Genomic DNA, 13,802 nt, shown 5'->3' with positions numbered 1-13,802 from the left:
AGCGGTTTTGAAGCATTAAAATACGGCTTCCCAGATTAAAACCACCCTGAATTACGCCTATCTTTTACGGTACACTCTGACGTAATCGACCATAAGCTGCTGCGGAAAGACGACATTGGGGTCTTCGACCGTCCAGTGAGCTCCAACGGCGAAGTTGAGCAGGATATAGAACTGCTGGTTGAACGGTGCCGGGTATTCGCCGGTGCTGCTCCACCACTGCGTCGCCGTGAAGTAATTCACATCATCACGGTACCAGCGGATCTGGGTTGGTTCCCATTCAATAGCGAAAACATGGTAGTCCGATGAGAGGTTCCCGGCGGCTGCGTCATCTCCGCTTTGGTATCGGTGCTCCTCCGATGAGCCATAGTGAAGGGCCCCTGAGCTTTTGTATGGATCCTCCATCATCTCAACGATGTCGATCTCGCCGCACGCCGGCCAGCCAACGTTTGATATATTGTTTCCAAGCATCCAGAACGCCGGCCAGATTCCATTTCCGCCTGCGGGCATCTTTATGCGTACCTCAATCCGGCCGTACTGGAAGCTCTGTTTGCCCTGTGTTTTGATCCTGGCGGATGTGTAGCTGCTTGTGCCGTAATTTTCTTTTCGGGCTTCAATTATCAGCTTTCCGTCCTGGAGCCTGATATTTTCCGGCCTGGCGGTGTAATACTGCCATTCGCCGTTGCCCCAGCCCCAGTCGCCCGTGCCGATATCATGTGTCCATGCGGCCGTGTCGAGCTGAGCGGCGTTGAACTCATCCGCCCAGACAAGCTCATACCCCCAAAGCCGGGCCAGCCAGTTATCGGCCAGTACCGCCAGGTCTTCACCGTCTATGAAGTTTTCTCCCGCCAGGTTCACATCTGCGTCAACCTTCAGCCAGCCAGATGCCATCAGGGTAAAATCGAGGATATTTACCGTCATATCGCCGTTGTAATCCGGGTCATTTATAACGCTCTGAACCTCCACGGCGATATTATCCCAGTATGCCTTGCCCGAAGATGGTACATTTGTGTTGATTCTCTCCGTGGAACATATAATCCGCATCTGGTCGGTGCCGGCAGGGGTTGTGATTATCTTTGAGAAGTTGTACCACTGCCCGGAACTGTGGCTGGGTGTGAGCAGTCCGGCGTCATCCTCGCCCAGGAGTATGCCGTCCGGATAGCTTCCCTGCCAGAATTGCGCCCGCAGGTAAGCCCGCTTATTTACAAGCACCTCGGTTGTGTGGTATATCATCTCGGCGGTGAGCTTGTACCGGCGGGCGGGGCCGGAATCCAGGAGCTGCTCTAACAGTGTGCTGTTGTTCCATATTGCTATGCCGCAGCTGTCTTTATGATAGCCGGTGTCACTGTGATGCCAGCCGTCAACGCTGACGCCTTCCCAGCCTTCGGGATAGCCGTAGAGAAAATGCCCCGCAACGGTACCGCTTTCAAAATCGCCGTTTGCAATCAGATTGACTGAAAAACCGGCCTGGCAGACGGCCAGAAAAGCGGCGGTTGTTACGATTTTTCGCATTTTATTCTCCAGATTTATACAGTCTCAGCCCCTGATGGTTTCAGTTTTTTGGCGGCGCGACTGTGCCGGCATCCTGGTATGTGGTGGGTACCTCTATATGCCTCTCGGGGGCATCGGTGTCATAAAGTGAGCTCAAAGCCATGTTTACCGCTTCAACGCCCATCAGTTTCCATTTTACAACCATCGTCGAAATCGGGGCGTATATGGTCTGGTTGTTGTTGAGGCAGTGTTCGCCGTCGTAGCCGATTATGCTGATATCTTCGGGGACTTTCAATCCGGCTTCATTTAGCACCTGGCGCAAAATATAGCCGTGCATGTCGTTTACGGCAATTACGGCAGTTGGAAGGGGTTTTAAATCGAGAATTCTGCGGCAGAGAATTCGTATGCTCGAGAAGCAGACTTTGGGTGTTAGATGGCGTTCGTCAATGTTCTCAAGCTGGCCTGTAATCAAGAGTTTCTCATCGTATTTCAATCCGGAATTCAAATGCCCCACAATGTAGCCGAGCTGCCTTTGGTGAAAAGTATGTGTGTAGCAAATCTGGTCTTCATGGTTGCACAGGAAGGCTATCCGTTTGTGCCCTTTTTCAATCAGTATCTCTACCGCCGCGGTCATCGCCTCGAGGTTGTTGCTGTTTACACAGCTGACACCGGGGACTGAGACCTTATCATCGACAACAACGGTTTTGATATTGTTCTCGGTGAGTTTTTCAAGGACAGACTTCTGCACCCTGCCCAGAACTACGGCAACGCTGGCCAGGCTGAAAGGGAACCCGTTAACACCTTCGCGGTCAAGTGTGTAAAGAGAAGGGAAGAATTGATTTTCACGCAGTTTATCGCATATTCCGTGGAACACTTCATCGTACATGCTCAGGCCGCTGCGGTGTGTTATGCAGAAGATCTGTGAGCCGCGGGTTTTTTCGCCGATTCTCAAAAGCAGTGTGCCGGCCTGGTAATTGCTGAAATGCTTGTTCGATACGCAATATCGCAATACCTTTCGTGCGGTTTCAGCGGAGACGCCGGTGTTTGTGCCGCGAAGCGCCTTTGAAACCGTTGACGGAGCGAGCCCAAGTTCTCTTGCTATTTGTCTGACTTTTATATTTAGCATTCATTTTCCTTTGCAACCAATGTCTGTGCCATAGAAATATAATAATAGTTGTTCGGCAATTTTGCAATAAATGTTTGAGAATAAATAAATTTTTGTATCTGTAATATTGTAATATTGTTTCTTTAATGTTCAGTGGGCATATTCAAAAAAGATATTTAACTTTGTACTTTAAACGCTTGTTGGTAAGCATTTTACGTCGCAGTGTTTTGTTTTGTGTTGATTTCAAACCGAGTAAGTCTCAGTGATTTTTAGAAATTTGTTTTCTTTTTATGGAAACAATGTTTCCCTTAAAGTCTATTTTTTTACGGATTTTATGTTGACAGAACCGCGGCCGTCTGCTACAATCCTAATCATAAAGAAGTTTGTACATGACAATTTATTCATATGCATTTAAGGATTAAGAATGTTAAATCGAAGTAACGTGAAAATGTCTTTTAAAGCAGCTAACCCGAAACAGAATCGCACATCCCTCATAACTTCTCGCAAGAGTCGGTTCCGCGGCGGTTTCACCCTCATAGAGCTGCTTGTAGTTATCTCAATTATAGCACTGCTTATGGCGATAATGCTGCCGGCGCTTAACAGGGCCCGGGAAGCCGCCAAGAGGATTGTCTGCATGAACAATGTCAGGACACTGACTACCGCCAATACAATCTACGCCAACGAGAACAAAGGCTACTATATGCCTTTCGTGTTCCCTGGCTCGGTACTTGAAGATACAAGCAGTTATCAAGCAAGGTGGTTTCAGATGCCGTATTTCCGTAAGTTAGTTGACCCGGGAAAGACAGTTGACGACAGCATCGCAAATGACCTGACCGTTTCCAAGCAGTTTCAGTGCCCCAGTTCTCCGCCTCACAAAGAGATATTAGACACCGGCGCAGAGCGTGTTGATATTAACTACGGCTACAACTGGACGGGTTTAAACCCTGATCCGCGTTCAAGCGGCTTCAATCCTGACTTCCGAGGCGGTTATATAGGTTTTAAACAATCAGATGTCAAATATCCCCAGAGGTGTTTCGCTTTCGGCGATTCGACAGACTTCGGTCTGGTGATGCAGAACGCGGATTATAAACGAATGTGGGATATTTTCGGAGATGTGCAGGGCAGCAATACCAACCCTTCGGGGCCCGGCTGGAATTCTCCGGCGTATCGTCACCAGGAAGGTATCAATATGGGCTACTGGGACGGCCACTGTGAATATCTGAAAAAAGAAGAGGCCTTCAGGTATGCTGAAAACGGCAGATGGCCGGATTATCAGGCAAATGATATAATGTGGGTGCCTGCACGTTTTCGCTAAGCGGGTCCGACAATGATATAATGTGTTAGTGAATGGTCCGAGTGGGCCATTAAAATTTATTTTTCCTTTTTTTGGAGTTAGAAGTACCATGAAAAAGAAGACTGTTTTTTATTTGTTGGTTGTATTGAGTACAGTATGTGCGGTCAATGCAAATTATCTGTTAAACCCTGGTTTTGAAGACGGCGACGGCAATGCCATAGCTGATAATTGGTATTTTGCCGGCGGCAATGTCCAGCGTGAAACTGAAATCCAGGCCGGTCACGGAGAGTGGCAGCTTCAGATTGGCGATTTAGAGTCACTTAACTGGGGCTGGGGAGAACAGACTGTCGATTTTGGAACAGATGTCGGCGGTACTGAGTTCACCGCTTCAGCCGAATTCAAAGGCAGAATCGCCGGAGCAGAGCAGATTTACCTCAATTTAGAATTCTATGACGCTGCTAATGCATTGATTTCCGGACAGGACGGCGCCGAGCTTAAGCCTACTGACCCTGATTATATTGAGCATTCCTGGGTAACTCGCTCAATGACCCTGACCGCTCCCGCAAATACGCAAAAAATCAGATATCGCATCGTCGGTTACATGGGAGGCGGTACATACGGTGACTGGGGTGTTACAAGGGCGGACAACGCCGTTTTAGTCCCTGAACCTGCGAGCCTTGCAGTATTAGGACTTGGCGCACTGCTGCTGAAGAGAAGAAAATAACAAGTACGTTTCAATAAAGTTTATAAATAAGGCGTACGTGTTCAAACGCGTACGCCTTTTAATTAAGTCAACTATTTGCAGTGCTTTGAAGCACAGCTCAGATTTCTATTATGCGAAATTGTGTTCACGATCTTTCAACTTTAAATTGGACGCTCACGGGATACCTGCCCAATCAGTGGGACCTGTGCAGCAGTGCTGAACTTGGTGAAAACCTCGATGCGGATGTCCGTGGGATACCTGCCGCGGTACCCTGTTCTGTTCAGAAGAGCCTGCTCGATGCGGGGTTAATTCCCGACTGGAACCAGGGAGATAACTACCGCCTTTGCGAATGGGTGGAAAACCGCCAGTGGCTTTTTGAGACGCAGCTTCCGCAAGAGTGGCTAAGCAGCTCGACGCGGCACATGCTCAAGATCGACGGCCTGGACTACAAGGGGCGGATTTTTGTCAATTCCACACAGGTGTATTCTTTTGACAATGCCTTTGTAAGCCATGAAGTTGAGCTGACGCGATACTTGGAAAAAAGTAATAATACATTACAGATTATATTCGACTGCCCGCCGCGATGGCTTGGTCAGTACGGTTACACATCTAAAATAAACGATTGGAAGCCGCGTTATAATTATACCTGGGACTGGACGCGGCGGCTCGTCCAGACGGGTATCTTCGGCCCTATCAGCATCGAGGGCTTTGATTCTGTTTACGTGAGATCTGTAATTTCATATACAGATTATGATTATCAAAGCGGTACAGGCGAGGTTTGCGTTTCCTTTGATGCACAGAGCGATTCAGATGTTTATGCTGAAATTTCGCTTTTTGACGGAAATCAAACAGTATTCAGCCGAAAGCACCCGATAGACGGCGGCGTCTTTTCCGCCGGCAGATTGAAAGTCTCCTCCTGGTGGCCAAACGGTCTGGGGCATCAGAAACTCTACCGCCTGCGAATCAGGATATATGACGGCAGCGGCAATCTTGTAAAAGAGGTATCAGAGCGGGTCGGCTTTAAGAAAATCAGCTGGAAAAACTGCCATAGCACGCCCGCCGAGTGCGATCCCTGGATTTGCAGGGTCAACGGCAGGGATATGTTTATTCAGGGGGTGAACTGGACACCCATACTGCCCAATTACGCTGACCTGAGAGAGGAAGATTATTTTCTCCGGCTCAATCATTACAAAGAGATGGGCTTTAACCTGATTAGAATCTGGGGCGGGGGTGTCAAAGAGCCCGACTGCCTCTATGAAATCTGCGACGAGCTGGGCCTTATGGTCTGGCAGGAGTTCCCTTTGAGCTCATCAGGTATAGACAACAGCCCGCCGCGTGAGAAGGCGGCTATAGAGGTCATTACCGAAACCGCCGTTTCGTATTTGAAGCGGCTGCAGAGGCATGTTTCAATTTCCGTCTGGTGCGGCGGCAATGAGCTCCAGACCGCTCTTGACGGCTCGCCGGGTATCGGCCTGCCGCTGGACAGCACCCACCCGATGCTGGAGAGCCTGGAAGAGGCAGTGATGCTGTTTGACCCGCAGCGCCGGTTTATGCCGACATCTCCAATCGGCCCGCGTTTCAACGCCCATGAAGAATCGTTTAACCAGAATCTGCATTGGAACGTGCACGGCCCATGGAAAGCGAAGGGTTATACACTGGATCAGTGGCAGAATTACTGGCAGGACGAAGATTCGCATTTCAGGGCGGAAATGGGCATCCCAGGTCCCTCATCTGCTGATATTATAACAAAATACAAAGGCTCTTTTGAGCCGCTTCCTGTATCGCTTGAAAACCCGCTGTGGTCGGCTTCGTCATGGTGGATAGAGGATCAGGAGTTTATCGACGAGCACGGGCGCTGCCCCTCGTCTATTGAGCAATACGTTCAGTGGGGACAGAAACGCCAGGCGGATTATCTCTGCACGGCTTTGAATATTTATAAAAGTAAATTCCCGAGGGTTGGCGGCTTCATTATCTGGATGGGACATGACAGCTACCCATGCCCGGCAAATACATCGCTGATCGATTTCGAGGGCAACCTCAAGCCCGCGGCAGTGCGTTTGAAAGATATACTTCTCAAACCCGCGAACAGAGTTGAATGCGAAGTGAATGTTCTATGATTTTATACCTGAGCCGCGTTATTCGGCGCCGCTGATAAGCTCTCAGGTTTCTTACTGAATAATTTTTATTTTTAACAGGAAAATCCTCCAATTAAGGATTTTGCAAATAGCTTTATGACACCATTAGTGGAGTGAAATATGACCGGTACGGTTAAAAGATTGTCAATGTTGGTTTTGCTATGTGTTTTATGTGTTTCTGCCTCGGCGGAATTATTCAGTGATGTATGGGATATGTACGACCCGCCTCAAGTCAGCCAGAAGTATCTTTATCGCCTTGACAATGCCGAAATATATACAGAGCCTGATTTTAAGTTTTTCTGCTCCTCAACACTCGAAAGGGCAGAGGTTATTTATAAATATGATTTCAGCACTATTTACGGCCCCGTCTATGTGGTTGATCCCTATGACTATGGAGCGAAAGTCTGGGCTACCCGCCTGAACATAGGAGGCACGGCAGAGCTTTATGTCTCTGTAAACGGGATTGACTGGCATCTTATTGCCTCCGGTGAAGATTACGGCCCCGCTCAGCGTCATAATATATCGAAGATAATCGGCGGCGCGGGGGTTGTTTATGTTAAGTTTGTTGTCGATCCTGTTTCAAGCCACATCAATTCCCAGTTTTGCCGTTCTCAAGAGGATAATCCGGACTTTGAAACACCCAATGTATATGGGTTCGAGGCAAAAGTGGTTCATGCCGACAACGGTTCATGTCAGCGGGAGTATTACCTCAGCGGCGATGTGAATCATAACTGCCGCGTTGAGCTTGGTGATTTCGCCGGACTTGCAAGGAGCTGGATGGAATGCAACGACCCGTTTGATCCGTTCTGCAACCCCAATTATGAGTCCTCAAATACCTTCAGCGATATATGGGATTTGTTTGACGCCGAGGCGGCGTACGAGGATTACCGGTATTCAATGACAAACGCGGAGATTTATGCTCCGCCGTCAACAACATACAAATATTACTGCCCGATTGAGCCCGGCTATGCGGAGGTAGTGTACAAATACGATTTCGAACAGATTTACGGCCCCGGCTATGTGATAGACACAAAGGATGACAGCGCGGAGGTCTGGTGCACACGTATTGCCGGCAGCGGGAGCAAATCTCAGCTTTGGGTCTCGCCGGATAACGAGGTCTGGACGCTCGCCGCCTCAGGCACTGACAACGGACCGGGCGTCCACCATGACATAAGCGATGTTGTTGGCGGTTCAAATACGGTTTATGTGCGGTTTTCCATGACCTCCGGCCCGGACCGCACATCTGCGCAGGCAGCGCTCTCCTCGAGCAGCATTTACGATTATCTCATTTACAAGCCCAACGTTTACGGTTTCCGCGCCAATGTTGTGCAGTCCCAGCCGCAGTCGTGTCTGGGCGGCAACTATCTCGACGGCGAAATGAATAAAGACTGCCGCGTAGATACAGAAGATTTGATGCTGATGGCTCAGCAGTGGGGAAAATGCAATAATTCTTCCGACCCCGAGTGCGGCGACTTTATCGAGTCGGGCTTTTATAAAGCCAAAACCATGTTCCAGACAACACTTACCTACAGCCCCAAGTCCGCCATTTCGACAGATGCAATGATACTTCACGGACACGGCTTAAGCTGGGACTATATTGAAACAGCGATAAACTCATGGCAGCAGAACGGTTACAGTGTCGGCAGGATGTTTTTCTCTGACTCTGACGCCGGCAGCATATACACCTCTGGTGAATGGGATGGCAGAGAGCATACTGATGACATCGAAACAGATCGGGGGGGGGGGTTGTTTAGTGTTGCCGGTACTCGTTATTACATGACGCCCACAGACGGCTGGACGGATTATCTCGAAGATATAACCGAAAAATCCCTGAATAACGCAGGCGCTGATGCGATCCTGCCGGAAGAACCTCTTGCCCACTTGAGCAGCGGCTACGAGCAGAGCTTCAAAGATATATGGGTTGATTATTACAACAGGCCGTGGGAAGCCGGCAGCAGCTCATTATCCGCCAGATTTGACACAGGTCAGCTCAAATGCCGCCTGTATGAAGAGCTTCTCAAGAAACTCTATACCAGAACGAAAGATATCGCCCGTGAAAAAAATCAGAATATCCCGTTCGTAATTCCAATACATTCAATGTACAGCAACGTCGCGGCGGGCCTTGTCGCTCCGCTGGGCCGGACTACAATGCAGGATTATGACGGTTACATCGGTCAGATATGGACAGGGCCGATAAACTGGTCATTGAACCAGTATAACGGATATGATCAATCATTCTTTTCGTCGGCGTTTGCATTGTATGACTATTTTACTCAGCTATCTGTCGCATCTGATAGAAAACTGTGGCTGCTGGTGGATCCTGTAGAAGACGACCCAAGCCATACATGGGAAAGTTATGAAGGGTGGTACAAACACTCAGTGGCTGCATTGCTGAGTATGGATGAAATCGATTCGTATGAAATTATGCCCTGGCCCGAGCGCGTATTTGAAGATGGCTTCGCGATGGGCGGCGGCGTCACACCCGGTCCGGAGGATTTCAGAATACTGGTTTTAACCATTACTCAGGTTCTTCAGGAAATCCAGAAGGGCGGCCAGTGGCACATTGACGGGGTTAACGAGCCGACGCAGCGAATCGGCGCCGCTGTCGCTGACACAATGATGTGGCAGACGGGCGGCTATCCGAGGCTGCAGAACGCATACGGGCTTCTCATTCCCCTGATTCAAAAGGGCGTCCCGATTTCCTCTTTCGTCATGGAACGCGCGGGCGAGCCGGAGTATTTGTCCCGGTTTGACGTGATTGTACTTTCGTACGAGCATTTCAAGCCTCGTTATGTCTCTATGAACAATTCGCTTGTCAACTGGGTCAAAAGCGGCGGAGTTCTTGTCGTGCTGGGCTCTTACGGTGATTCGATAGACACTAACAGCCGTTATTGGTGGGAAAAGCTCGGCTACGGCTCGGCTCTGGAACACCTGATCGATCAGTTTGGCGGCAGTGCAAATCAGGACAACGACTGGCAGGCGGGAGAGGGCTGGGTACTTCGCCGGCAGGTCAGCCCGGGCAGTTTCGCTTCTTCCTCGACGGCTAATAATGTTTATCTGCCTCTGCTTAACAGTGCACTTGCCAAAATCGGCAGACCGGCGATGCAGACACCTGGATTTTTCAGGATAGACAGAGGCCCCTTTGTTATAGCCCACTCGATCAGCAATCCGGTCAGTATCCAGGGCAGGATGGTTGATATCTTCTCGCCGGCGCTGGAGGTTGTTACTGATCCTATCGTAACTGTCGGCAGCAGCGGCTTATACAGAGATGTTACATCGCAGCTTCAAAGCGGCACGCCCGCGGTGCTGCACGCCACACACCGGCTTATGTCGCAGGAGTATGCGGGCAATGTGCTGCGGTTTACGTTGAAGGGCCCCGATCAGACACCGGCGGTTGCCCGTGTGGCGGCGCCGTATTCGGGAATCGAGAGCAACATAAACGTTACCGGTTCCGATAATCAGCCCGTATCATTTGAGTTTAGCGATGACGGCGATACCTTCAGCATAAAATTCAACAATGACCCGGACGGAGCGGTTGTAGAAATTGAATATCCACAGTAAGAATAATTAATGTAAAATATGAAGTGTATTTTGACTGAAAATTTTAAAAAGCATATATTCAACAGGACTCTACTGTTGTTGTGTGTTATGCTGTGTGTCTCTTGCGGCAATGTCTCGGCTGAGTTTTTCAGCGATGTCTGGGATATGTACGATACAGCCGGCACCGGTCAAAAATACCTTTACCGTATGGATAACGCCAGGATAGAGACAGAAACACAATTGGGATTTAAATATTTTTGTCCGGTAGATATAAATCCCGCATCCGTGATCTACAAATACGATTTCAGTGCGATATATGGTGATGGATATGTAGTTGACACTCAGTCAAGCAGCGCTTACGTATGGAGTACAAGGCTCAATCTTGGCGGTTTGACAGAGCTTTATGTCTCTGCCGACGGCATTGACTGGCATCTTATCGCCGGCGGATCTGATAACGGCCCTGCCGTCCGGCACGATATATCTGATATTGTGAACGGCTCAAGTGTAGTCTATATAAAGTTTTATATGGATGCGGATTCGGATGCCATACATACTCAGTTCTGCCGGTCACAACAGGCAAACTCCAGCCTTGAGGCTCCAAACGTTTATGGGTTTGAAGCAGAGATTGTTCACAGCCAATACGGCTCATGTCAGCAGGGGTATTATCTCAGCGGCGATGTTGACCATAACTGCCGCGTTGAGCTGAACGATTTTGCCGCACTGGCGGGCAGCTGGATGGATTGCAACGACCCGTTTGATCCGTCCTGCAACCCCAACTATGAGTCGCCGAATACCTTCAGTGATATATGGGATTTGTTTGACGCTGACGCGGCGTATGAGGATTACCGCTATTCGATGACTAACGCACAGATTTACTCCGAGCCGTCAACAACCTACAGGTATTACTGCCCTGTTGTTGATGGTTATGCTGAAGTTGTTTATAAGTATGATTTTACCGAAATATACGGCCCGGGCTATGTGATAGATACAAGTTTTGACAGCGCAGAAGTCTGGGCTACGCGTTACGCGGCGGATTCTTCGTGCAAATCACAGTTGTGGGTTTCCAAAGATAATAAGTACTGGACACAAGTCGCTTCCGGTACTGACAGCGGCCCCGGCGTTCATTACGATATAACCGATTTTGTCGGCGGCTCCGATGTGGTTTATGTTCGCTTTTCAATGACCTCCGGCGGGGAAAGTACATCTGCAAGGTTTGCGGTTTCTTCAAGCAGCATTTATGACTATCTAATGTATAAGCCAAATGTGTATGGCTTCAGGGCTGATGTTGTTCAGGCTCAGCAGGGGTCTTGTTTAGATGGCGGTTATATGCAGGGGGATTTGAACAAAGATTGCAGAATCGGGACAGAAGATTTTTACCTGGTGACCGGGCAATGGACTGAATGTAATGATTCCGCTGATCCCGGGTGCGGCAGCTTTATCGAATCAGATTTTTATAACGCGAAAACTTTCTTCCAGACCGGACTGGGGTATAGTCTCAGATCCGCCATCGCATCGGATGCTGTAACCAGTTGGGGACAGAGTTTTGGTGATTGGCATTATATCAGCAAGACTACTGTAGATTCCTGGAGGCAGAAGGGCTATAGTGTCGCCAGATCGTTTATAGCAGATTCTGATGCCGGTAATGTCTATTGGAATGGCACTTGGGACGGCCGAGACCACACTGATGATATTCAAACAGACCAGTGGGGCGGTTTGTTCGGAATAGAAGGCAGCCGTTATTATATGACTGCCACAGACGGCTGGGTTAGCTATCTTGAGGAAATGACGGAAAAATCTATTGAGATTGTTGGAGCGGAGGCAATCCTGCCGGAAGAGCCGCTTACGTTTCTAAACGGTGGCTATGAAGAGAGTTTTAAGCAGTTATGGGTTGATTATTACGGCCGGCCGTGGGAAGGCGGCCATACTTCCGCTGCCGCCCGATATTATACCGGACAGCTCAAAGAGCATCTCTATGAACAACTTTTAAGCAGGCTCTATTCAAAAACCAAAGAATCAGCACGGCAGAAAAACGAAAATGCAGCCTTTATAGTTCCTGTTCACTCGCTTTACAGTAACGTTGCTTTTGCATATCCACTGGTTGCTCCGTTGGGGCAGTCAACAACCGCGTCCTATGACGGCTATATAGGCCAGGTATGGACAGGGCCGATAAACTGGTCATTGAATCAGTACAACTCATCTGATAAATCATTCTTCTCATCGGCTTTTGCGCTTTATGATTATTTTGTCCAATTGACCGCGGCATCCGGTAAGAAGCTGTGGCTGCTTGTTGACCCGGTCGAAGATGATCTCAATCGCACATGGCAGCAGTATGAAAATTGGTACAGGCAATCCATAGCCGCGATGCTCAGTATGCCGGACGTTGATTCTTATCAGATTCTACCCTGGCCTGAGCGGATATTTGAAGATTTAGGTTTTGCTACCGGCGGCGGCACACCGGCTCCGGAGGATTTCAGAATACGGATTCTGACCATCACTCAGGTTCTTCAGGAAATACAGAAGGGCGGCCAGTGGCACGTTGACGGGGTTAATCAGCCCACACAGCGCATCGGCGCCGCTGTCGCTGACACAATGATGTGGCAGACGGGCGGCTATCCGAGGCTGCAGAACGCATACGGGCTTCTCATTCCACTGATTCAAAAGGGCGTCCCGATTTCCTCTTTCGTCATGGAACGCGCGGGCGAGCCGGATTATCTGTCCAGGTTTGACGTGATTGTACTTTCTTACGAGCATTTCAAGCCTCGTTATGTCTCTATGAACAATTCGCTTGTCAACTGGGTTAACAGCGGCGGCGTTCTTGTCGTGCTGGGCTCTTACGGTGATTCGATAGACACTAACAGCCGTTATTGGTGGAAAAAGCTCGGCTACGGCTCGGCTCTGGAACACCTGATCGATCAGCTTGGCGGCAGTGCAAATCAGGACAGTGACTGGCAGGAGGGAGAGGGCTGGGTACTTCGCCGGCAGGTCAGCCCGGGCAGTTTCGCTTCTTCCTCGACGGCTAATAATGTTTATCTGCCTCTTCTTAACAGTGCACTTGCCAAAATCGGCAGACCGGCGATGCAGACACCTGGATTTTTCAGGATAGACAGAGGTCCCTTTGTTATAGCCCACTCGATCAGCAATCCGGTCAGCATTGAGGGCAGGATGGTTGATATCTTCTCGCCGGCGCTGGAGGTTGTTACTGATCCGGTAGTAACTGTCGGCAGCAGCGGACTATACAGGGATGTTACATCTCAGCTTCAAAGCGGCACGCCCGCGGTGCTGCACGTCACACACCGGCTTACGTCGCAGGAGTATGCGGGTAACGTGCTGCGGTTTACGTTGAAGGGCCCCGATCAGACACCGGCGGTTGCCCGTGTGGCGGCGCCTTATTCAGGAATCGAGAGCAACATAACCGTTACCGGTTCCGATAATCAGCCCGTATCATTTGAGTTTAACAATGACGGCGATACCTTCAGCATAAAATTCAACAATGACCCGGACGGCGCGGTTGTAGAAATCCTATATCCCTAAGAATGG

General features: G+C 49.4%; 7 protein-coding genes. 5 read left to right on the top strand and 2 right to left on the bottom strand.

Annotation, left to right across the window (positions count from 1 at the left end):
- Nucleotides 1–57: 57 nt before the first annotated feature.
- Nucleotides 58–1,509, bottom strand: a complete 1,452-nt coding sequence (locus tag SMSP2_RS09705) for a family 16 glycosylhydrolase (protein ID WP_146683759.1) — start codon at nt 1,507–1,509, stop codon at nt 58–60.
- Between the two features lie 40 nt (nt 1,510–1,549).
- Entirely contained in the window at nt 1,550–2,614 is a 1,065-nt protein-coding gene (locus SMSP2_RS09700) for a LacI family DNA-binding transcriptional regulator (protein ID WP_146683758.1), read from the bottom strand.
- A gap of 403 nt (nt 2,615–3,017) precedes the next feature.
- Here SMSP2_RS09700 and SMSP2_RS09695 point away from each other — a divergent pair, with 403 nt between their 5' ends.
- The 5 genes from SMSP2_RS09695 to SMSP2_RS09675 all read left to right on the top strand — a co-directional run bounded on the left by SMSP2_RS09695 (nt 3,018) and on the right by SMSP2_RS09675 (nt 13,796).
- Complete coding sequence (locus SMSP2_RS09695) at nt 3,018–3,908, top strand: type II secretion system protein (protein WP_146683757.1); 891 nt, start codon at nt 3,018–3,020, stop codon at nt 3,906–3,908.
- Nucleotides 3,909–3,996: 88 nt separating this feature from the next.
- Nucleotides 3,997–4,611, top strand: coding sequence for a PEP-CTERM sorting domain-containing protein (locus SMSP2_RS09690; protein ID WP_146683756.1), 615 nt, complete (start codon nt 3,997–3,999; stop codon nt 4,609–4,611).
- Nucleotides 4,612–4,721: 110 nt separating this feature from the next.
- Nucleotides 4,722–6,707, top strand: coding sequence for a glycoside hydrolase family 2 protein (locus tag SMSP2_RS09685; protein WP_146683755.1), 1,986 nt, complete (start codon nt 4,722–4,724; stop codon nt 6,705–6,707).
- 138 nt (nt 6,708–6,845) lie between these two features.
- Nucleotides 6,846–10,286 (top strand): hypothetical protein, encoded by a 3,441-nt coding sequence (locus tag SMSP2_RS09680; RefSeq protein ID WP_146683754.1) that lies wholly within the window; start codon nt 6,846–6,848, stop codon nt 10,284–10,286.
- 30 nt (nt 10,287–10,316) lie between these two features.
- On the top strand, nt 10,317–13,796 hold the full coding sequence (locus SMSP2_RS09675) for a hypothetical protein (RefSeq protein ID WP_146683753.1): 3,480 nt from the start codon (nt 10,317–10,319) through the stop codon (nt 13,794–13,796).
- Nucleotides 13,797–13,802: the final 6 nt, after the last annotated feature.

Source organism: Limihaloglobus sulfuriphilus, assembly GCF_001999965.1.
Classification (GTDB): domain Bacteria; phylum Planctomycetota; class Phycisphaerae; order Sedimentisphaerales; family Sedimentisphaeraceae; genus Limihaloglobus; species Limihaloglobus sulfuriphilus.
The sequence above is the reverse complement of the archived record's forward strand: the minus strand, read 5'-3'. Positions and strand labels throughout refer to the sequence as shown.

Coding starts and splice junctions, on each gene's coding strand:
- SMSP2_RS09690 (WP_146683756.1), top strand. CDS start 3,997: ATGAAAAAGAAGACTGTTTTTTATTTGTTGGTTGTATTGAGTACAGTA.
- SMSP2_RS09685 (WP_146683755.1), top strand. CDS start 4,722: ATGCGAAATTGTGTTCACGATCTTTCAACTTTAAATTGGACGCTCACG.
- SMSP2_RS09695 (WP_146683757.1), top strand. CDS start 3,018: ATGTTAAATCGAAGTAACGTGAAAATGTCTTTTAAAGCAGCTAACCCG.
- SMSP2_RS09705 (WP_146683759.1), bottom strand. CDS start 1,509: ATGCGAAAAATCGTAACAACCGCCGCTTTTCTGGCCGTCTGCCAGGCC.
- SMSP2_RS09680 (WP_146683754.1), top strand. CDS start 6,846: ATGACCGGTACGGTTAAAAGATTGTCAATGTTGGTTTTGCTATGTGTT.
- SMSP2_RS09700 (WP_146683758.1), bottom strand. CDS start 2,614: ATGCTAAATATAAAAGTCAGACAAATAGCAAGAGAACTTGGGCTCGCT.